At 68.5% G+C, this 20,623-nt stretch carries 18 protein-coding genes and 1 tRNA gene; 11 read left to right on the top strand and 8 right to left on the bottom strand.

The genetic code is table 11. The annotated features are described in order from the left end of the window. A complete protein-coding gene (locus tag ABWO17_RS11885; protein WP_353118783.1) occupies positions 1 to 1,677 on the top strand; it encodes an ABC transporter ATP-binding protein in 1,677 nt (558 codons plus the stop codon). Between the two features lie 124 nt (positions 1,678 to 1,801). Here the strand turns inward: ABWO17_RS11885 and ABWO17_RS11880 are convergent, their stop codons facing one another. Then, positions 1,802 to 2,119: a zinc ribbon domain-containing protein gene (locus tag ABWO17_RS11880; protein WP_353118781.1), complete on the bottom strand. Its 318-nt coding sequence runs from the start codon at positions 2,117 to 2,119 to the stop codon at positions 1,802 to 1,804. A gap of 321 nt (positions 2,120 to 2,440) precedes the next feature. On the opposite strand from ABWO17_RS11880, the gene ABWO17_RS11875 reads away from it, so the two are divergent. Further along, positions 2,441 to 3,028 carry a DJ-1/PfpI family protein gene (locus ABWO17_RS11875; RefSeq protein WP_353118779.1) on the top strand — a complete coding sequence of 196 codons (588 nt, stop codon included), beginning with the start codon at positions 2,441 to 2,443 and terminating at the stop codon, positions 3,026 to 3,028. A gap of 270 nt (positions 3,029 to 3,298) precedes the next feature. After that, positions 3,299 to 4,192 carry a dienelactone hydrolase family protein gene (locus tag ABWO17_RS11870; RefSeq protein ID WP_353118777.1) on the top strand — a complete coding sequence of 298 codons (894 nt, stop codon included), beginning with the start codon at positions 3,299 to 3,301 and terminating at the stop codon, positions 4,190 to 4,192. A gap of 187 nt (positions 4,193 to 4,379) precedes the next feature. Here ABWO17_RS11870 and ABWO17_RS11865 read toward each other — a convergent pair whose 3' ends face one another. Beyond that, entirely contained in the window at positions 4,380 to 5,339 is a 960-nt protein-coding gene (locus ABWO17_RS11865) for a phosphodiester glycosidase family protein (RefSeq protein WP_353118775.1), read from the bottom strand. 512 nt (positions 5,340 to 5,851) lie between these two features. Here ABWO17_RS11865 and metF point away from each other — a divergent pair. Then, a complete protein-coding gene (metF, locus tag ABWO17_RS11860) occupies positions 5,852 to 6,727 on the top strand; it encodes a methylenetetrahydrofolate reductase [NAD(P)H] (RefSeq protein WP_353118773.1) in 876 nt (291 codons plus the stop codon). 653 nt (positions 6,728 to 7,380) lie between these two features. Continuing rightward, positions 7,381 to 8,406: a glycosyltransferase family 9 protein gene (locus ABWO17_RS11855; protein ID WP_353118941.1), complete on the top strand. Its 1,026-nt coding sequence runs from the start codon at positions 7,381 to 7,383 to the stop codon at positions 8,404 to 8,406. Positions 8,407 to 8,865: 459 nt separating this feature from the next. On the opposite strand, the gene ABWO17_RS11850 is transcribed toward ABWO17_RS11855, so the two are convergent. Beyond that, a tRNA-Lys gene (locus ABWO17_RS11850) sits at positions 8,866 to 8,941 on the bottom strand. A gap of 248 nt (positions 8,942 to 9,189) precedes the next feature. On the opposite strand from ABWO17_RS11850, the gene ABWO17_RS11845 reads away from it, so the two are divergent. Then, on the top strand, positions 9,190 to 11,196 hold the full coding sequence (locus tag ABWO17_RS11845) for a protein-disulfide reductase DsbD family protein (RefSeq protein ID WP_353118771.1): 2,007 nt from the start codon (positions 9,190 to 9,192) through the stop codon (positions 11,194 to 11,196). A gap of 143 nt (positions 11,197 to 11,339) precedes the next feature. Here the strand turns inward: ABWO17_RS11845 and ABWO17_RS11840 are convergent, their stop codons facing one another. The 3 genes from ABWO17_RS11840 to ABWO17_RS11830 all read right to left on the bottom strand — a co-directional run bounded on the left by ABWO17_RS11840 (position 11,340) and on the right by ABWO17_RS11830 (position 13,998). Next, the gene (locus ABWO17_RS11840; RefSeq protein WP_353118769.1) at positions 11,340 to 11,858 is read right to left on the bottom strand and encodes a carboxymuconolactone decarboxylase family protein; all 519 of its coding nucleotides are present in this window, start codon (positions 11,856 to 11,858) and stop codon (positions 11,340 to 11,342) included. A gap of 118 nt (positions 11,859 to 11,976) precedes the next feature. Then, the gene (locus ABWO17_RS11835) at positions 11,977 to 12,603 is read right to left on the bottom strand and encodes a TetR/AcrR family transcriptional regulator (RefSeq protein ID WP_353118768.1); all 627 of its coding nucleotides are present in this window, start codon (positions 12,601 to 12,603) and stop codon (positions 11,977 to 11,979) included. A 135-nt stretch (positions 12,604 to 12,738) separates the two neighbouring features. Further along, the gene (locus tag ABWO17_RS11830; RefSeq protein ID WP_353118766.1) at positions 12,739 to 13,998 is read right to left on the bottom strand and encodes a M24 family metallopeptidase; all 1,260 of its coding nucleotides are present in this window, start codon (positions 13,996 to 13,998) and stop codon (positions 12,739 to 12,741) included. Positions 13,999 to 14,350: 352 nt separating this feature from the next. Between ABWO17_RS11830 and ABWO17_RS11825 the strand changes: the two genes are divergently transcribed. From ABWO17_RS11825 to ABWO17_RS11815, 3 genes are all read left to right on the top strand, one after another. Further along, the gene (locus ABWO17_RS11825; protein WP_353118764.1) at positions 14,351 to 14,773 is read left to right on the top strand and encodes a CoA-binding protein; all 423 of its coding nucleotides are present in this window, start codon (positions 14,351 to 14,353) and stop codon (positions 14,771 to 14,773) included. Beyond that, positions 14,770 to 15,315, top strand: coding sequence for a YkgJ family cysteine cluster protein (locus ABWO17_RS11820; RefSeq protein ID WP_502914910.1), 546 nt, complete (start codon positions 14,770 to 14,772; stop codon positions 15,313 to 15,315). The genes ABWO17_RS11825 and ABWO17_RS11820 overlap by 4 nt, the downstream gene beginning before the upstream one ends. Positions 15,316 to 15,419: 104 nt before the next feature. Beyond that, a complete protein-coding gene (locus ABWO17_RS11815) occupies positions 15,420 to 16,373 on the top strand; it encodes a J domain-containing protein (RefSeq protein WP_353118762.1) in 954 nt (317 codons plus the stop codon). Between the two features lie 69 nt (positions 16,374 to 16,442). Here the strand turns inward: ABWO17_RS11815 and ABWO17_RS11810 are convergent, their stop codons facing one another. Beyond that, the gene (locus ABWO17_RS11810; RefSeq protein ID WP_353118760.1) at positions 16,443 to 17,414 is read right to left on the bottom strand and encodes a DMT family transporter; all 972 of its coding nucleotides are present in this window, start codon (positions 17,412 to 17,414) and stop codon (positions 16,443 to 16,445) included. Positions 17,415 to 17,736: 322 nt separating this feature from the next. Here ABWO17_RS11810 and ABWO17_RS11805 point away from each other — a divergent pair, with 322 nt between their 5' ends. Further along, positions 17,737 to 18,978 (top strand): hypothetical protein, encoded by a 1,242-nt coding sequence (locus ABWO17_RS11805; protein WP_353118759.1) that lies wholly within the window; start codon positions 17,737 to 17,739, stop codon positions 18,976 to 18,978. A gap of 101 nt (positions 18,979 to 19,079) precedes the next feature. On the opposite strand, the gene ABWO17_RS11800 is transcribed toward ABWO17_RS11805, so the two are convergent. Next, positions 19,080 to 19,529, bottom strand: coding sequence for a metal-dependent hydrolase (locus ABWO17_RS11800; RefSeq protein WP_353118757.1), 450 nt, complete (start codon positions 19,527 to 19,529; stop codon positions 19,080 to 19,082). 325 nt (positions 19,530 to 19,854) lie between these two features. On the opposite strand from ABWO17_RS11800, the gene cobU reads away from it, so the two are divergent. Continuing rightward, the gene (cobU, locus tag ABWO17_RS11795) at positions 19,855 to 20,511 is read left to right on the top strand and encodes a bifunctional adenosylcobinamide kinase/adenosylcobinamide-phosphate guanylyltransferase (RefSeq protein WP_353118755.1); all 657 of its coding nucleotides are present in this window, start codon (positions 19,855 to 19,857) and stop codon (positions 20,509 to 20,511) included. The last annotated feature ends 112 nt before the right edge of the window (positions 20,512 to 20,623 follow it).

Below are 20,623 nucleotides of genomic sequence, written 5' to 3'. Positions count from 1 at the left end.
ATGAGCGATACGCCGCATACCCATGCCGCCGTGGCGCCGGAAACACCCCGCCGCGCCCGCGAGGCCCACGCCCATCTGCCGCCCGTGGTGCGGCTGGACGGCATCTGCAAGTCGTTCGGCAAGGTGCGCGCCAACCACGACATCACGCTGGACATCCGCCCCGGCTGCATCAAGGCCCTGCTGGGAGAGAACGGCGCGGGCAAGTCCACGCTCATGTCCATACTGGCGGGCAAGCTGCGCCAGGATTCGGGCTCCATCATCGTGGACGGCACGCCCACGGTGTTCGCCTCGCCGCGCGATGCCCTGCGCGCGGGCATCGGGATGGTCTACCAGCACTTCATGCTGGTGGATTCCATGACCGTGGCCGAAAACGTGCTGCTGGGCCAGTCGCCCCACATGCTGCTGCGCCCCGCACGCATGCGCGACGAGGTGGCCGCGCTGGCCGAGCGCTACGGCCTGGCCGTGGAACCGGCGGCCCGCGTGGGCGGCCTGTCCATGGGCGAGCGGCAGCGGGTGGAAATCCTGAAGCTGCTGTACCGCGACAGCCGCGTGCTGATCCTGGACGAACCCACGGCGGTGCTGACCCCGCGCGAGACCGACCAGCTGTTCGAGGCCATGTGGCGCATGGCCGACCAGGGCAAGGCGCTGGTGTTCATCAGCCACAAGTTGCAGGAAGTGCTGACCGTTGCCGACGAGATCGCCATTTTGCGTCGGGGCGAGGTGGTGGACGAGTTCAGCGAGGCCGACGTGCCCAACCAGACAGTGCTGGCCAACCGCATGGTGGGGCGCGACGTGGTGTTGCAGGTGGACGCCAAGCGGCTGGCCCCGGTGGACACCGTGCTGTCCGTCGAGCATCTTTCCGGTCCCGGTCTTTCCGACGTGTCGCTTACCGTGCGGCGCGGCGAAATCGTGGCCATCGCCGGGGTGGCGGGCAACGGGCAGAAGGAGCTGGTGGAGGCCATCTGCGGCCTGGCCCGGCCCGAAGCGGGCGAGGTGCGCATTCTTGGCCGCCCGTGGCGCGAATTCTTTGCCGGGCCCCCCGGCAGGCGCGGGCTGGCCTACATCCCCGAGGACCGTCAGGGGCTGGCCACCTGCCGCCAACTGGACCTGGTGGACAACTTCCTGCTGACCACGCGCAACCTGTTCGCCAAGGGCGTGTTTCTGGACCGGGCCGAAGCCGTCAACGCGGTGAAGCGGGTGGTGTGGGAATACAACGTGCAGCCGGGCGACATCACCGCGTCCGCGCGGGCGCTTTCGGGCGGCAACCTGCAGAAGCTGGTCATCGGGCGCGAGTTCTTCCGCAAGCCGGAAGTCATCGTGGCCGAAAACCCCACCCAGGGGCTGGACATTTCCGCCACCGAAGAAGTGTGGGGCAGGCTGCTGGAGGCGCGTTCCACCGCCGGGGTGCTGCTGGTCACCGGCGATCTGAACGAGGCGCTGGAGTTGGCCGACCGCATCGCGGTGATGTACCGGGGCCGGTTCATCGACGTGTTCGACAAGGATGATGCCGCCAAGGTGCAGGCCATCGGCCTGATGATGGCCGGGGTACGTCCCGACGAGCCGGACGAGCCGGACGAGGCGGACAAAGCGGGCGAGCCGGACGAGGCGGACAAAGCGGGCGAGCCGGACGAGTTGGGCGATCCGGACCAGAAAGACGAGGCGGAGACGCCCGCGTAGACCGCGCACCTGCATGTTGCCGACGTTTCAATGACGCAACGGCGGGCCATCCCGATGGGGTGGTCCGCCGTTGCGTCATTGGTGGGGGAAAAGAGGGGAGGGAAGACGCGTGGTTGCCGCAAACCTAGCCGGAGCAGCCGCACCCGCCGCCATTGCCGCTACCGCAGCCACCCGGCTTGGGCGCGCCCCCGCTTGCGCAGGCGCAACCGGACGCCGGGGTGGCGGTTCCGCTCGCGCAGGCGCAGCCTGTGGCGGCACCGGCCCCGGCGTTGCGCGGGGTGCTGGCGAACGGGCTGCCCAGGCGCAGCTTGGGGGTGGCGGCGGACATCAGCCGGTTGCCCTGGCCGCCGCAGGCGGGGCAGGCACAGGTTTCGGCATCGCGGGTGCACAGTTCCTCGAACACGGCGCCGCAGCCCTGGCAGGAAAATTCGTACATGGGCATGGGTGTGACCTTTGCGTGTCGGCCGGTGTTTCGACCCGACTGCTGTATGGTTGCGGTTGTAAGCCGCCGCCGAACGCGCTATTGATAGAATGCGCAAACACTCCCGCGCGGGGCTGTCGGCGTTCTTCCTCATGGACGACGCACCGCCCGGCGGGAAATGGATCTGCGGCGTCCCCTTGGCCTGGCACTTCAATAATCATTTCGCGCCGTGGCGCAAGCGTTGCGCCGCCCCGGCGCCAGCATCCCTTCCCAACCCCGACCGGCACGCCCGGCGGCGGTCCCAAGGCCGCTCCGCGCGCGTCGGCAGCAAAGGAGCACGACATGGCAGTGAAGAAGATTCTGTTCCTGGTGGGCGATTTCGTGGAAGACTACGAAGTCATGGTGCCGTTCCAGATGCTGCTGATGGTGGGGCACGACGTGCACGCGGTGTGCCCCGGCAAGAAGGCGGGCCAGCAGGTGCGCACGGCGGTGCACGACTTCGAGGGGGACCAGACCTACTCCGAAAAGCCGGGCCACAACTTTACCCTGAACGCCGACTTCGACGCCGTGAATACGGCGGATTACGACGCGCTGGTGATCCCCGGTGGTCGCGCGCCCGAGTACATCCGCCTGAACCCGCGCGTGGTGGAGATCGTGCGCGAGATGGCGGCGGCCAAAAAGCCCATCGCCTCGGTGTGCCACGGCCAGCAACTGCTGGTGACGGCGGGTGTGGTCAAGGGGCTGACCTGCACCGCGTATCCCGCCGTGAAACCGGACATCGAAGGTGCGGGCGGCACGTGGTGCGAGGTGAACGATACGTTCACCAACGCCTGCGTGGATGGCAACGTGGTCACCGCGCCCGCATGGCCTGCCCACCCCGAGTGGATACGCAAGTTTCTGGGGGTGCTGGGTTCGCGCATCGAACCCTAGAGCCTGTGCCGCTATGGCCTTTTTGTCCCCTGCCTGCGTCATAATGATTTTTTATTCCGGTCGAATACGCGAAGAGTATGCTCCCTTCATAAAAAATCATTCTTCCTTGGCAGAGAACAAAAATTCTCATAGCGGCAACAGGCTCTCGCCACTGGCTTGGCGTGTCCTTTCCTTCAAGAAAGGTCAGGCAGCCAAAGATCGAAACGCGACGTCCGGCGAATCCGCCGGGCGTCGCTGCATATGGCGCGTGACCGCCACCGGGGAGGCCTGATGGACACAAAGGATGCCGAAATGGGCGCGTGGAGCGGGACCGTCGGGTTGTTTGCCGACGATACCCTGGCGTGGGCGGGCAGGACGGTGGCCTATGCCGCGCCCGCCAGTTCTGCCAGTTCCGCTAGTTCTGCCAGTTCTGCCAGTTCCGCCGGGGCTGCGGGACCGGACGGCGGTACGGTGGACTGCGAGGGGCGCTTGTTTCTGCCGGGCGGGTTCGGGGTTGCCGCTGAAGAAGGGCAGCCCGGCGGCGTGCCCGGTGTACTGCTGCTGCACGAATACACCGGCCTTGGCGGCTACCTGTTTCGCAGTGCCGCGCAATTGGTGCGGGCCGGGTATGCCGTGCTGTGCGCCGACCTGTACGGTACCGCCTTGCGTCCGACAGATTTCGAGCAGGCCCGCGCCTGCCTGCGCCCGTTGCGTGACGACAGGGCGCTGCTGCACCTGCGCGCGCGGGCCGGGCTGGATGCCTTGGCCGGTGTACCCGGCGTGGATGCGGGCCGTTTGCTGGCCATGGGGTTTTCGCTGGGCGGCGGGGCAACGCTGGAACTGGTCCGTGCCGGCGCCCCCCTGCGCGGCGCCGTCAGCATGTACGGCTATCTTGCCTCGTCGCAACCGGTGGTGCCCGGCGCGGCGCATTGCCCGGTGCTGGTGCATCTGGCCGGGCACGACCATGTCATTCCCCTGGGCGACATCGAGCCCTTTGTCCGCGAGATGGCCAGCGCCAGCGTGGACTGCCGGGTGGTGCTGCACGCGGGCGCGGGCCACGGATTCTGCAATGCGGCGTACGGAACGGACTTCGATGCCGGAGCGTCGTGGCATTGCCCGCGTACGGAGGCCAGGGCATGGGATGACGTGCTGCGCTTTTTCGCGGAGTGTCTGGAGGATCGTTGATCCCGTGCCCCCGTGCCCTTGCAGCTTCCCGACTGGCGGGGCTGACCGGGTGAAGATTCGGGGGGCGACTGGCTGGCTGGGGGACCGAGGGCCAAGGGCGGGCAGGTGTGCCAGTGCCGACGGTCGTTGTCCCCGGTCTGGGGCGTTGTGCCGTTGCGTGGCCAGTTCGTGGGACGGTGCGACGCCCCTAGAATTGCGGCATGGGCCGTTCGCGCTTGTCGGGGAACAGGCCGGGCTGCGGTGGCGTGGCCTTGCGCCGCGCGCCCAGCACGTTGGGCAGGGGAGCCGCCGCGTTGCCGCCGCTCCAGAAGTCGGCCATGTGACGGCCCATCCAGATGTCGGTGCGCACGGGGGTGCGCAGGTACAGCCCGGCCTGCGGGCCGCCCTCCACGTACATCACGTCGCGGATGTCGAGGGGCAGCGCCAGCAGGATGGTGGCGAAGCGCCACGCCGTGAGCGGTTCGCGGCAATGCAGGAACAGGATGGCCCCGCTGCCGTCCTGGCCCACGGCGGCCACCGAGTACAGCGGCCCGCCCTGCGGCCACAGGATGCGCCGGTTGGCCCCGATGAGCCGGTAGTTCTGCACCGCTCCCCGGTACTGCGGCAACAGCGTTTCCCATGGGTCGACGGTACGGTCCAGCAGGTCGGCCTGGGGCAGATCGGGCGACTGCGGCCCGAACACGAAGAACGCCCCCAGGTTGCCCCCGATGCGCGGGTTGTTCAGGTGTTCGCCGTTGCGCAGGTAACCTGTGCTGGTGCGCGCGTCGGGCAGGTACATGCTGGCGTTGACCACCGCGTTCAGGTCGTGGCGGCGGGCCCATTCGGCCAGCGACAGGGCGGGTTGGCCCTCTTCCGACGTGGTGTGCAGGCTGAATTCGTAGTAGGCAGGGTCGATGCGCAGGGCCACGATGCGCTCGGGGCCGTCGGGCGCGTCGGGCGCGGAAAAGATGCCCAGTTGCAGCCCGGTGTCCAGTTCCGTCCAGCCGGGGGCCTCGTCCGCCCGCGCCGGGGCCGCTGCCAGCAACAGGCCCAGCATCGCCAGCATGGCCGCCGCCTTGCGCAGGGCGCGCGTGCGGATGCCTGGGCGGCGGAAGCCGGGCAGGGCAGGGCGCGCGGGCGCGGCAGGGAGCGGTGCGGTGACGGTCATGACGGTACGGCGGGTGTGGCTGTGCGGTGGGTGGCCGGGCGCAGGAAAGGTTTGTGCGGCGGGATTGTACCGGGCCGAAAAGGCCGACCGGACGGCCCCCCCTCCGGTACAGGCTGGCAGTGTAGGGGAAACCCTTGCGCGGCGCAACGGGCAGCGCGGCACCGGCAGGCAGCGGCCAGGGCGGGCAATGCCTGCGGACGCCGGGGCTGGCAGGACTGGTGGCGGGCGGCCATGTGGTGCAACGCTGTGGGCATTTCAATATTGACATATCAAGATAGCTTGATATAGAACGGTTCCACCACGTGAATGCGAGAGGGAGTGGCCCCTGCCAGTCAGGCCAGCAATGCCAGTCAGGCCAGCATGGGCCAGCCAGCATGAGCCGGGCGGCTCAACGCCCATCGGGCTAATCAGGCTAGTCAGGCTCATCGGGCCCGGCATGCACGGCTTGCGCGCCGCCCGCCTCCGCACGACAGCACCCGCAGACGCCAGCCCCTGGCAGCAAAGGATACGCCGTGAAGATCAGAGACAGCATCGCCGCCAGCACCAGCCCCTTCTATTCGCTGGAATTCTTTCCCCCCAAGGAACGGGAGAACTGGCCCGGCTTCTTCGCCACCGTGGAACGGCTGAAGGGCCTGAACCCGCTGTTCGCCTCGGTCACCTACGGCGCGGGCGGTTCCACCCAGGACAACACGCTGGAAATCACCTCGCACCTCAAGAACGTCATGGGCCTTGAGCCCATGGCCCACCTGACCTGCGTGGGCGCCACCCGCGAGCGCATCGCCGATTATCTGCGCCGCCTGCGCGAAGTGAACGTGGACAACGTGCTGGCCCTGCGCGGCGATGCCCCCAAGGGACAGGACATCGACTGGGACACGGCGGAATTCCGCTATGCCGCCGACCTCGTGCGCTTCACCCGCGACGAGCAGCCCGGCATGGGCGTGGGGGTGGCCGGGTACCCGGCGGCGCATCCCGAATCGCCCAGCTTTGCCAGCGACCTGCGCCACACGGCGGACAAGGTCAATGCCGGGGCGGACTTCATCGTTACCCAGTTGTTCTTCGACGTGCGCGAATATTTCGACTTCGTGGAACGGCTGCGCGCCATGGGCGTGAATGTGCCGGTGCTGCCGGGTATCCTGCCCATCCAGAGCCTGGAATCGGTGCGGCGCATCCTGTCGCTGTGCGGGGCCAACATTCCCGGCAAGCTGTATCTGGAGTTGGAGACCGCCAACGAGAAGGGCGGGGCGGAAGCCGTGAAGGAAGCGGGCATCGCCTTTGCCCAGCAGCAGATTCGTTCGCTGCTGGACGGCGGGGCGCCGGGCATCCACCTGTACACGCTGAACCGCGCCGATACCTGCCTGCGCATCGCCGAGGCCGTGGGCGCGGCGTAGGCCGGGTTTTTCCGGCCTTCCTTCCTGGCAGGGCCGCACGGTCGCTTGACTTTCCGCGCGGCTTCGGCAATACGGGAGGCGCTGATTGATTAAACAGTTTGTCCGCGCCGCAGGGCACCGATACGGCGCGACGGACCCCACCGCACTTTCAGGCGAGGCACGGCACGGATGGCACCCGCGCCGGTCCGCGCAGGGTCGGGAACATTCGGTCATGGTACCGGCTGCGCAAGAGGGCTTGCCAGTTCCCGTCCGGCGCGGCGCGCCGCCGCCAGCGGTCCAAGGCCCCCGGAGCCGCCAGGTCTCCGGGGGCTTTTTCCGTGTGTCTGGCCGGGCGTGGGCGTATCGGGGCCATCTGCTCCATCTGTTCCATCTGCTCCATCTGCCCCGGCTGCATCACCCGAACCAGCTGTCCTGCCTGCTCCCCTTCCGTGGTCTTCGCCGCACCCTTCCCGGCCCTTCCGTTTCGCCAGTCCCCCCATGGCCCCCGTCTGCTGCCTTGGTTGACGCACCGTGCGCAAGACGGTAGCACGGCTCCATTCCAGACCGGAGCAACCGTGAACAGTACCTCGCCCTCTCCCATCCGCGAAGCCGCAACGCTTCCTCCCGCCGGGTATTCCGGCCCCCCCGTCCGCCCGATCATCGACCCGGCCAGCGTGCGGCGCATCCTGGTCTGCCAGTTGCGGCAGATCGGCGACGTGCTGCTGGCCACCCCTTCGCTGGAACTGCTGCACCGCCAGTTCCCCCAGGCGGAAGTGCACGTGCTCACCGAGCGCAAGTGCACCCCCATGCTGCACGGCAACCCCGCCGTGCACACGGTGTGGGCCATCGACAAGAAGGATCTGGGATCCCTTGCGCGAGAGGTGGCCTTCTACTGGCGGGTGGCGCGCACCGGCTTTGACGTGGTGGTGGATTTTCAGCAGTTGCCGCGCTGCAGATGGGTGGTGGCCATGTCGCGCGCGCGGGTGCGCCTGTCGTATACGCCCGCGTGGTACAACCGCTGGCTGTTCACCCACTGGGTGCAACCGCGCGACGGGTACGCCGCCATGGCCAAGGCCAGCGTGCTGGAGCCGCTGGGCGTGCGCTGGAACGGCGAGCGCCCCCGCCTGTATCTGGACGATGCGGAGCGCGACGCCGCGCGTGCGCTGCTGGCTTCCCTGGGGCTTGCCCCGGGGCAGCGGCTGATCACCGTGGACCCCACGCACCGCCGCGCCACCCGGCGCTGGCCTGCCGCTCAGTATGGCAGGCTGTTGTCGCTGGCCGCCGCGCAAGATCCCTCGTTGCGCTTCATGCCGCTGTTCGGCCCCGGAGAGGAGGACGACGTGCGCGCCGTGGTGGCCGCCTGCGACTGCCCGGGAAAGGTGCTGGTGCCGGACCGCATGCTGTCGCTGCGCGAAATGGCCGCCTGCATCGATCAGGCAGTGCTGCACGTGGGCAACTGTTCCGCGCCGTGCCATATCGCCGTGGCCGTGGGCACGCCTACCTTCGTGGTGCGCGGGGCCACCAGCAGGGCGTGGTCATTTCCCGCGCCCGAACATTTCCACATGGCGTTGGGGCTGGACTGCCAGCCCTGCAACCGCAACGAATGCGCCAACCCCGACCCGTTCGCCTGCCTTGTGCGCCTGACGCCGGAAGCCGTGTGCCAGGCCATGCTGGACCATCTGGCCGCCGTGTCGCGCTGACAGGGTGGCTGGCGGCGGTTGCGGGATGATACCGGTCGGCCCTGCCCGCCGGGCTGGCGCTCGGGGGCGGCCTGGGCCTCTGGCAGCCGGTTCGGGCTGTTCCTGCCCGGCAGGCATTGCCCGACATTATAAGCCGGTCGGCGTGTTCGGACTTTCACGGCGCCGGGAAAGCGGCTAAGGTGCCGGAGCTACCCTTTGGTCCGGTTGTGGGGCATGTGTCGGGGATGTCCGGACGTGCAGCATGGGGCGGGGTAAGGCGGGGCGGTGCGTGCGAATGCAACGGACATGGCATGCGGCGCCACTGCATCGCGGCGCGAGGGCATGCATCTGTAGTGCCACGCGCCACTGGGCAACATGCACGGAAGCATGCGGGGAATTCATGTCGCGCCACTGTCGCTTTGGGCATCATGCAACGCAAAAACCCCGCAGTGGGTTTCCACTGCGGGGTTTCGTTTGCTCTGGTGGGCCATCAGGGACTCGAACCCCGAACCAACTGATTAAGAGTCAGCTGCTCTACCAATTGAGCTAATGGCCCAGCGCCTCAACGCGAAGGGGAAACTAAAGAGAACCGGCTCCGAAGTCAAGCGGATTTTTCCGGGGTTCTCGTTTTTTTCCAAAACAATGAAAAAAGCGCATAAAATAAGCATGTTGAAGAGTCTATTTTTGGGTGTCCGGGTGTTTGCGGCACTGCTTGTCTGGCTGTATTGCGCCGCCATCCCCCTGCATGCGGCCGATCTGTCCGCTTCGGGCGGTGGTTCAGCCGGTCTCGGACCCCGTCCGGAGGTGACCGCAGAGGTCTTCAGGGAAGTGCGCGAGGGCGAGGGCGGCGCGCTGGTGGTGGTCTGGCTGGAAATGCCCGCCGGGTATCACGCCTATGCCAACGACATTGACGGCAGCGGCGGCAAGGGAAGCGGCGCGGGGTTGCCCACGGTGGTCACCGTGCGCGGTGCCTCGTCCCCGGCTCCGGCCCCTGCCCAGACTCCTGCCCAGACCGCTGTTCCCACCGGTACGCCCGGCGTCCTGTATCCGCCCGGCCGCGAGATCATGGACCCCCTGTCACCCGGCCAGCGGGTGCGGGTATACGAAGGTCGGACTCCGGTGTTCGTGCGGCTGCCGCAGGATCACCTGGATCGCGACCTGACGGCCTCGGTTTCCCTGTTGCTGTGCTCTGACCGCAACTGCCTGCCGTATCGCGGTGGCGTGGCGTTTCGCGTGGACGGTGCCGCTCTGGGCGCATTGCCCCCCGCCGACGGGCAGCCCTGGCTGGAACACCTGCGCGCGGCGCGACCCGGAGTGCAGTCGGCGTCCGTCCGCCCCGGAGAGGAGGGGGGCTCTTCTCCCGCTGCTCCGGCATCCGAAGCTACCGCTGCGCAAAAGACGCAGGGAGCACAGGGCGCGCAGGAGCAGGTCGACCGGGTAACCATTCCCTTCGGCAAGGGGGGGCGCTCCGTGCCCCTGCCGGGCATGCCGGACGCACAGGCGTCCGCCAACGCCACCGGAGGGGGCGTGTCGGACACCCTGCCCGGCATCATCATTCACTGGAATTTCGCGCCGCGCTACCAGGTGCCCGAACTGGAGGTTTCCGGCCTGGGCAAGGCATTGCTGCTGGGATTGCTGGCGGGCCTGCTGCTGAACCTGATGCCCTGCGTGCTGCCGGTGATCAGCCTGAAGCTGAGCGGCTTCGTGGCCGTGGCGGGCCTTGGGGGCGACGATGCGCGCCGGGCGCACTTCCGTGAGCACAATCTGTTGTTTGCGGCGGGGATCATGGCCTGGTTCCTGCTGCTGGCCTTTATCCTGGGGGGCGCGGGGTTGGCCTGGGGGCAACTGTTCCAGCGGCCCGGCGTGGTGCTGGGCCTGTTGCTGGTGGTGTTCGGCCTTGGGCTGAGCATGTTCGGGCTGTTCACCCTGCCGGTGCTGGACCTGAAGGCCGTGGGGACGGGCGGCGCAAGCCGCGCGCAGCCGTTTTTCACGGGGCTGGTGGCCACGCTGCTGGCCACCCCGTGCAGCGGTCCGCTGCTGGGCGGCGTGCTGGGCTGGGCCTTTCAGCAGCCGCCGGAGATCATGGCCTTTGTCTTCATTTCGGTGGGCGTGGGCATGGCCCTGCCGTATCTGGTGCTGGCGGCCCGTCCGGGGCTGGTGCGCCATTTGCCCCGGCCCGGCGCGTGGACCGGCACGCTGGAACAACTGGTGGGCTTTTTCCTGATGGGCACCTCGGTGTACCTGCTGACCATCCTGCCCGAGGCTTGGCTGATGCCCGCACTGGTAACGCTGCTGGCCGTGGCCTTTGCCGCGTGGATATGGGGGCGCTGGGGCGGGTTTGATGCCTCGCCGCGCCGCCGTACGGTGGTGCGGCTGGCCGCTGCGGCACTGGTGGCGGTGGCGGTGTGGCTGTCCTTTGCCCCTTCGGCCCCGCCCGCCCGCTGGGAACCTTTCGACCCCGCCGCCTTCCGGGCCATGCTGGGGCGCGAGCCGCTCATCGTGGACTTTACCGCCGACTGGTGCCCCAATTGCAAGCTGCTGGAACAGACCACCCTGTCCGGCGCGGCGGTGTCCGAATGGGCGCGCAATCATGGCGCCCGGCTGGTGCGCGTGGACCTGACGGAAGAATCGCCCGAGGCCCAGGCCCTGTTGCGCGCGCTGGGCAGCAGCAGCATTCCCGTGGTGGCGCTGTTTCCCAAGGGGCTGTTGTCCGCCTCGCCGGTGGTGCTGCGCGACCTGTTCACCACCGGGCAGATGGAGCAGGCCCTGCTGGAGGCGTTCGGAAAGCCGAAGCAGGAATGGACAGACTGACCGGTCGGATGGCCGGGCAAGGCCGAGTAACGAGCCGAAACACGATGCGCCGTCCGGGGATTGCCCCGAACGGCGCTTTGTTGCACCCCCCGAGAGGTGGGGCGCAATGGTTCTGCGATTGGGTCGGGCGCGTGCCGTGCGGGCTATTCCCGGACGAAGGTGCGGTACATCAGCGACATGCCCAGCATGTTCGAGGCCGCCTGCACGGCGTCCACCACGTCCGACTCGCGCCAGCCCTGGGCCAGCAATTCCTCGATGTCGGCGCGGGTAACCGTGGCGGGCTCGTTGACCGCCCTGGTCACGAAGGCCAGCAGCGCGCTTTCGGTTTCGTCCAGCGGGGTTTCCGCGGGCTTGCAGGACAGGCTGGCGATGTCATCCTCGCTCATGCCCTGCATGCGCAGCAGGTCGTGGTTGAACACGGCGCAGGGGGCGTAGGCGAACTTTTCCGAGGCCACGTAGCGGATGGACGCCAGCAGCGGCGGCGAAAGCCGGTCGTGATGGCGGAAATAGCGGATCATGCCGGCCTGACGCTCCATCAGACCGGGGCTGACGCTCAGAAGGCGCATGGGCATGGGAATGTCGATCTGCGCGGGAACAAGGGCATAGGTGTCGGCCACGATGCCTTCGGCCTTGTCGCGTTCCACGGTGTTCACCAGATACATGGGAAGCTCCTTTGTTTGCGTTGTTGCTTTGTAGTAGACCGGTCGTCTATTGAGATGGCCGGATGTTCCCGAGGGTGATGCCGTTCCGTATACGTGGGCGGGGGACGCTTTGGCGCGTCTAGTCGCTCCGGGGATTCCGAGCGCCTGCGGTCGGGTCGGCCTGCGGGCCGGAAAGGATGCGCGTGAAGACCATTTTCTCCAGCCGCAGCAGGGGGTGCACGTTCTTTTCCGCCTTCATGCGCAGGATGGCCCCTTCCCAGGCGTCCATGACAAAGGCGGCGGTCTCGTAGGGTTCCAGCCCGGAGGCCAGTTGGCCATGCGCGGCGGCCTCGTTCAGGACATCGCCCATGGCCCGCGACACACCGTCCAGCACCTCGCGCAGCTTCCCGCACATGGCCGGGGAAAGGTCGCACATTTCCTGGGCCAGGTTGCCGAAGGGGCAACCGCGCTCGAAGTCCCATTCCTGATAACGCTTCCGGGCCAGTTCGAAGAACCTGCGCAGCCGGTCCAGCGGGGGCGCGTCCGCGTCGCGCAGCACTTGGGCGAGGGCAGGGGTGCGCACCTCGCGGTAATGGTCGATGAGCGCGAGGCCGAACTCTTCCTTGCTGGGAAAATAAAAATAGAACGAGCCCTTGGGGACTTGGGCCAGGTCGAGGATTTCCTTGATGCCGGTATTGTTGAACCCCTTGCGGTGGACCAGTTCGGCCCCGGCATCCAGGATGGCTCGGCGTGCGTCGCGTTTCATGGGTTTTCTAGTAGACCAGTCGTCTAGTGTCGGTCAAGCGGAAAAGTCCGGCCGCCTTCGCGGTGTGCGCAGGCGGCCAGACGGTGTCGTTAGGGGAAGTCGTGGCGATGGGGAACGCGGGCGAGGCGCGGGGCGTTACACGCAGACCATGTCATAGGCCGTGCCGGTCAGGGCGCGCCCGCCTCCGGGGGCAACCTCGAAGGTGTTCTCCACCCCCACCATGCCCACCCCGGCAATACCCATCTTGGGCTCCAGGGCGATGGTCATGCCTTCTTCCAGCGGCTCGTCGAAGCGGTGGGCAATGACCGGGTATTCGTCGATGGTCAGGCCGATGCCGTGGCCCAGGAAGGTGACCTTGTTGGACCCCAGCCCCATGAAGCCTTCGGACAGCCCTGCACGGTCCACGATTTCCAGCGTGGACCGCCAGATGTCCGAGGGAATCTCGCCGGGGCGCAGCCGTTCCGCCGCACGGGCCTGCACCTCGATGCACAGGTCGTGGGCACGGCGCACCGCGTCGGGGATGGAGGCGGCGTTGCCCGCCCAGTACAGCTGTGTCTTGTCGGTATGGTAGCCTTCAAGGCAGAAGCCGATGTCCAGTGCCAGCGGGGTGCCACGCCGCCAGACCGAACCCGCGTACCCCATGAACGGGATGGCCGGGTGCTCGCCCTTGAGGCCCAGCGGGCCGTTGAAATGGCTGGGGTAGTTGCCGTTGTCCCCGGCGGCGATGTGCCCCAGAAAGCATTCCTCGCCGGGCGCGCCCATGCGCATCAGCCCGCCGTGCCCACGGCTGAAGAACACCTGCCATGACAGGTGCGAAATCTCGCGTTCGGTCATGCCGGGGCGCAGCAGGCCGGGCAGCACGTCGTGCAGGCATTCGTGGTGGCGGGCACCGGCCAGGCGCAGCTTGACCAGTTCCCATTCCGTCTTGCGGGCGCGGGCACGGGTAAGCACCGCGTCTCCCGGCACGAAGGCGACCCCCGTCAGCCGCTGTTGCAGCATGGTGGCCAGCGACCACGGCAGGCCGGACATTTCCGCCGCCACCTCCAGGCTCAGCGGGTTGCCCGCGTCGGCGCACAGGCCGGGCAGGTCGCCGTAGGAGCGGAAGGACACGATGTTGTCCAGCGGGCTTTCCAGCCGGGCGCGTTCCTCGCCCTTGCGGACCAGCAGCACCGGTTTGCCGTCGCGGGGCAACCACAGCACGCCGTTGCCCGCCGTGCCGGTAAGGTAATAGATGGCCACGCGCGAAAAGGCCATCAGCCCGCCCGCATCGGGGGCGTGCGCGGCAAGGATGCCCAGCGCGCGGGACTGGCGCAGCCGGGCTTCTTCGGCGGGCAGGCGCTCGGCGGCGGTGAACGGGCGGGGAGCGGGGGCGTGCGAAGCGAGAGAGTGGGACATGGGGGCGGAGGCTCCTTTGCGGCTGCGGTTCCGGCGATGGGCACAAGGTAGGCCAACGCGAAGCCGGGTGCAACAGGACGCAGCCGGACGCAATCGGGCGGGGCGTATCGACGGGGCCGGGTACGGCAGGGGGGCGCATGGACACTGGCGGGCGGTTCCGCACCCGGCAGCACGCAACTACAGTGGCAGGCGCGGCGATTGCGCTTGGCGGCAAGGCCGGGTAGAGAGGATGTTTCCGGATTGTTGCTCGCGGCCGGTGACGGCGGCGCGATTGAAAGAGAGGCAGGGGCCGCACCAGATTGCGTGCGTGTGCCCATGGCTTTGGCCGTTCATGTGGTTTCAGGGGTACAGGATGCTGCTCGACGCTACGCTTCGCTCCATACTGCGCGAATCGCGCACCATCGCCGTCATCGGCGCCAAGGACAAGCCCGGCCAGCCCGTGGACATGGTGGGCCGCTATCTGATCGAAGCCGGATACGACGTGCGCCCGGTGCACCCGGTGCGCCGCACCGTGTGGGGCATGCAGGCCTACCCGACCATCGCCGACGTGCCGGTGGACGTGGACATCGTCAACGTGTTCCGCGCGCCGGAGCATTGCCCGGCCCACGCGGTGGAGGTGCTGGCCCTGCCGCGCCTGCCGCGTCTGTTCTGGATGCAATCGGGCATCACCAGCCCGGAGGCGGGCCGGATGCTCTTCGAACGCGGCGTGGCCGTGGTGGAGGACCTGTGCCTGATGGTGGAACACCGCAGGCTGATGGCCGGGGGGCTGCTGTGAGCATCAACGATTCCGCGCCCCCCACGTCTGGCACGACCGCCGCATCTGGCACGACCGCCGCATCTGGCACGACCTCCGCACCATGGGACGACGCCTTCGACTGTCGCATGTGCGGCCAGTGTTGCCAGGGCGAGGGCGGCATCGTGGTCAGCCCCACCGATCTTGCGCGCATCTGCGATTTTCTGGGCATGACGCCCGAAGCCTTCGAGGCCGCCTACGGCGAACGCAGCAACGGCAAGCTGAAGGTGCGCACCGGAGCGGACGGCAACTGCGTGTTCTTTGCCACCGGGCGCGGCTGCACCGTGCACGAGGGCAAGCCGGACATCTGCCGGGCCTGGCCGTTCTTTCGCGGCAACCTGGTGGACGCGGACAGCCTGGGCATGGCCAAGGAATACTGTCCCGGCATCCGGCCCGACGTGCGCCACGCGGAATTCGCCGCCGCAGGGCGGGCGTACCTTGCCGCGCACGGGCTGCTGGCGTCTGACTGTACGTGCGAGGCCAACGCCCTGGTGCTGGACAGGAACAAGGACGGCGGCAAGTAGCCGGTCAACAGGGCAACCGGTCATTCAACAGACGCAACGGTAAGGTTTTTCGCCAAAACAGCCGAAAGGGCTGCGGGCAGGGTAAATGGGGGCGTGGAGGTTGCGTGACGCTGAGGGAATGCTACCGGATACTGCAAGTCGGCAACGGCGCGTCGCTTGACGAGGTCAAGAAGGCGTACCGTACGCTGGCGTTCGAGCTGCATCCGGACCTGAACCCCGGCAGGCCCGACGCGGCCCGCCGTTTCCAGCGCCTGAACGAGGCGTACGTGCTGCTTTCGCGCACGCTGGACGCCGCCGGACACGGCGGCAACGGCACCGGAAGCGGGGGGGCTGGCGCGGCGGAGCGCGAATCCGCCGAGCGGGAGGCCACCCGCGCCTACGAGCAGGCCCGGCAGCGCTTCGGCGATATGGGGACTGGCGGGACTGGCGGAGCGGGCGGGGCGGGAGGCGGCAACGGGCCGTCGGCGTCTTCCGGGGCTGGCGCATCGGGTGCGTCATCTGCGACCGGCCCGTCCGGGGGACCTTCCGGCTCCACGGCATCGGGCGGGGCGTCCGCAACGCGCGGCGCAAGCGGGGCAGACCGCAACCGCCGCAGGGCAGAGGCAACCTATCAGGGCCGACAGGACGAGGTGTTGCAGGACATCCTGCGCGACCCGTTCGCCCGGCGGGTGTTCGAGGACATCTACAGCCAGATCCGCCGCGACGGCGGCGGGGGGCTGGCCGCGCGCCCGCCCAAGAAGCGCAAGCTCAGCCTGGAATGGGGCGGCAAGGCCCTGACGCTGGACCTTACCCATGGCATCGGCGGGGCGGTGAAGGGCTGGCTGCGCCGCCAGATAGACGACGAGCAGACGGTGCACCTGCCCGCGCCCAGCATCGTGCCGGGGGCGCGGCTGCGTTTGCAGGTCACCCAGGGCCTGTCCGGCGAGGTGCGCACCGTGGAGGTGACCCTGCCCCCGGATTATGTGGTGGGGCGCCCCATCCGGCTCAAGGGGCTGGGCAAGCGCATTGGGCCGTGGCAGGGCGACCTGTACCTGCGCATTCTGGCAAAGGTGCTGTAGCGCGGGGTTGCTTTCGGTCTTTTCCCTCGCGCCCCTCGGCCCGCAACGGCTTTTCGGGGCGGTTCCGCTTCATTCCACGGGCATGTGCCCGCGCGCGAGGCCGGTATCTTCACCGGCCTCTTTCATTTCCGGGGCTTCGGCAATACCGGCGGCGCGGGATACGCCCCCGTCGCGTTTGTCACCCCCCCGCGCGCCGTCCAGCACCACGCAGAACACCGCCGCAATGACCAGCCCGGCGCCGATCCAGCCCGAGGGCGGGAACAGTTCGTCCCACAGCCAGTAGGCCAGCAGGGCGGCCAGCACCGGCTCGAAGTTGGCCACCACGGCCACGCGGGTGGGAGAAAGGCGGCGCATGCCCTCGCAATAGGCCATGTATGCGCCGTACGTGGTCACCAGCCCCATGCCCACGACCAGCAGCGCCCACGCCAGCGGCCCCTTCGGGGTAAAATCCACGAAGGGCAGCAGGGCCAGCGCCCCCACCGGCAGGCAGAACAGGTACAGGGTGACCGGCGAATGGCGGTGCAGGAAGTGGCGGCTGAACACGTAGTGCAGCGAATAGGTGAAGCCCGCCAGCAGGCCGAAGCCGATGCCCGCCGCGCTGGCCCCGCCCTGCAACCCCCCGCCCGACCGGCAGATCAGGAAGGCCCCGGTCATGGCCAGGCCCAGGGCGGCCAACTTGGCGCGGGTCAACGGTTCGGCGAAGCACAGCCGCGAAAGCAGCGCCACCCACGCCGGTGCGGTATACAGCAGGATGGAGGCCAGCGCCGCGCCGCCTTCGCGCACGGCCAACTGGTACGAGCCGAAGAACAGCGCCACCCCCACCAGCCCGAAGGCCGCAAAGGTGGCCGCATCGCGCGCGGGGGCGCGCCACAACCCGTACCGGACGGCGTGCAGGCCGAAGAACAGTGTGCCGAACGCGGCGCGCCAGAAGGCGATTTCCAGCGGGGTCACCCCTTCGGCAAGGCAGTAGCGGGCCAGCGGGCCGATAAGCGCCCACAACCCGGCGGCAAGCAGCACGAAGCCGTATCCGGCCAGCGGCATGGCATCCTCCCGTTGTTGTCGTACCGGTGTTGTGAACGATGGCGGGGGGGATGGCAAGCGGGGAACATGCGGAAAAACGGCTGCATGGCCGCGTGATGTTTCCGCAACCCGACGGCGACTTCACAGTGGCCCCCGGCGGTGGTACAACGCGCGGAGACATGTCCGCCGGATGCGGATCGGACATGCCGCACCGGACACACTCGTCCTATTTCGCCCGACTTCACCCGATCGGCCCGATCATCCCGTTCACCCCGATCACCCCGATCACGCAGACCAATGGGACCCGTGCCGCAAGGCCAGCGCCCGCAGGAGGATGCCACGGATGGCCCCCAACACGCCCGATACGCCCGATACCCCCGACCAGACTCCCGACCCGACCCCGGCCCGAGATACCTCCGGCCCCGACCGCCCCATTCGGCAGGACGGCAGCCTGCTGGACATGCCCAGGCCCCCCAAGCGCAAGCGCAGCAAGCTGGCGTGGGTGTTCCTGCTGGCCGTGCTTGTGGCGGGCGTGGCCCTGTGGCAACTGCGCGACCTTGTCCTGCGTGATGCCGTGCCCGACCGGCAGGCCAACATGACCGGTACCGAGGCCGCCATCCTTGGCCCCAACGCCACCAACGGCACGCTGCCCTCCATGGTGCCCATGGACGGCGACGCGGCAGCCGGTGCCCCGGCCGAGGCCAACGCCACCGCCGGAGCGCCGGGCGTCAACGCCACCAGCCCGGACGGGGCCTTTGCCCAGGACGACGCGGTGGTCCGCTTCGCCTTCGCGGAGGACATGGCCAACTGGCTGGTGGAGAACTACTATCCCAAAGGCACCCACATGGAGGCGCGTACCTCCGGCTGGGTGGCCCCCAGCCTGAAGTCGGCCAACATGCGCTACGGCGTGAACATGACCGGGCTGTCCTGGTCCGGCGACGACATTTCCGCCGGGCGCGCCAGCGTGCTGGACTACGCCTTCACCCCGGCCATGCTCGAAGCCCTGCAACGCCTGTACGCCGACCGGTTCATGGCGGCCATGGCCACGGCGGCAGCGGCGGCCAAGGTGACGGACAAGGGCAGGGAACGTCCGCTGGCCCCCGCCGAGGTGGCGGAAATGTACACCCTGTACGCCACGCGGCTGCGCGGCCTGTCCGGAGCGCTGCGCGAGGTTGCGGGCATGACCGACGCGGTGGTGCGGGTCAACGCCTGGCTCACCGCGCAGCAGACCGCGCTGGAAGCCAACGCCAAGTATCAGGACGCCGTGTTCGGCTACGACACCGCGCGCGAGGGCAATTCCACGCATCTGGCCGAGCAGGCCCGGCGCATCATGGAGCTTTCCGGCAAGGCGTACCAGCAGGCCATCATGGCCCGCGAACGCGCCCGCGAAACCCTGGCCGAGGCCATTCGCCGCAACCCCGACGCCCGCAGGCTGGACGACGACACCCTGGTCTACGCGGCCGGATGGGTGTACCGCCGGGCCAGCGGCAAGCCGGAAAAGATGGATGCCGTGCGCATGGCCGCCACGGTGCTGGCCGATACGGCGGCCCGTTTCGACAAGGCGGCGCAGACCGCGCGCCAGTAGGGTCGGAAAGACGATCCCGCAAGGACGACGCCGCGAGGGGGCAACCCTTCGCGGCGTTTTTGCGTGGAAATGTGAGGGGAAAGGGAATCGGGAGCGTTCCGTCAGAACTGGCGGTCCAGCAGGAGATGCGAGAAATATCCCAGCACGGCGGCCGCGTACCACGGCGCTGCCGCCTGCCATGCCCAGCCGTACAGCAGCATCGGGGCCAGCAGCAGGGGCAGGGGCACCAGCAGCATGGCCCACCAGGTGTGCGTCCACCCCCGGTGGCCGTCGATGGCGGGCAGCATGGCCAGCAGGCCCAGCAGGGCTGCCCACTGGTAGCGCCGGGTGGCGATGAGCGCCACGTCGGCCACCACCAGCAGCCCGTAGAACCAGGTGCGCCCGCGCGAGTGGGTGTCCACGTCTGGGGCCAGGGCAAAGGCGGTGGACACGGCCAGCAGGGCCGCCTGGGTGGGCAGGCCGGGGGAATATATGCGCAGGGCCTGCGCGGCGAACAGGGCCCCGGCGGCCAGCACAGTGCCGCCGATGATGTGGGTGCGGTATCCGGGCATCGGTGATGTGGATTGGTGATGTGGATTGATGATGTGGATTGATGATGTGGATTGGGGTGCGGGTTGAAGGGGGCAGCTGCCGTGACACAAGGCGCGGCCCGTTGAGTGGGGCGGAATGCCGCAGCAGACGTCACGGCGCCGGGCGACCATATGCCACCCTCCGCCCGGCGGGCAAGCGGGGCGCGCTGGCTAGGCCGGGCTGCCACGTGCTACACGGGTGGGGCTGCACGGCGTACGTACCGTTGCCCGCATGTCCCCTTTGTCCCCTTCGTCTTGTCCCGTGCCGTCCGGCGCAGGCCTGCCACTGCCAACCGTGGAATCCGCCATGTCCGAATCGTCGTCCCCCTCATCGCGCCCATTATCGCCCGCCGTCCTTGCCGTCTCCATCTCCTCTGTCGATGCCCCACCCGTCCGCACCATTCTGTTCACGGGGGGATGCCGCAGCGGCAAGAGCGGCCTTGCCCAGCGCTGGGTGGAATCGCTGGGGCCGGAGCGGGTGTACATCGCCACCGGGGCCGCCCGCGACGCGGAAATGGCCGAACGGGTGCGCCGCCATCAGGCCGCTCGGGGCGCGGGCTGGCGCACGCTGGAGGAGCAACTGGACGTCTGCGCGGCCCTGCGCGGGTGCATGGGGTCAGGCGCGGGCGAAATCGCCGCGGCCCCCCGCCCGCACGGGGTGCTGCTGGACTGCATCACCCTGTGGCTGACCAACCGCATGCTGGCCGACCATGACGATGCGGCCATCCTGCGCGGGGTGGAGGATCTGGCAGCGCTGCTGCGCGCGGCCAGCGTGCCTGTGGCCGTGGTGACCAACGAGGTGGGCTGGGGCGTGGTGCCGGAAACCCCGCTGGGCCGCCGCTTCCGGGACCTGTCCGGAGAGGCCAACCAGCTTCTGGCCACGGCCTGCACCAATGTGATCCTTGCCGTCAGCGGGCTGCCGCTGGCCGTGAAGGGCGGGGTGCCCGCCGCCTGCGCGGGGTAGGTGGGACGGCCTGCGAATGGCCGTATTACATAGTTATTTCTCACAGTTGTTCGCGTTTTGCTTGCCGCGACATTCGTTGCAGAATTCCCCGGTGGTGGGCTTCGATTGCTGC

The organism is Nitratidesulfovibrio sp., assembly GCF_040373385.1.
GTDB lineage: Bacteria > Desulfobacterota > Desulfovibrionia > Desulfovibrionales > Desulfovibrionaceae > Cupidesulfovibrio.
The sequence above is the reverse complement of the archived record's forward strand: the minus strand, read 5'-3'. Positions and strand labels throughout refer to the sequence as shown.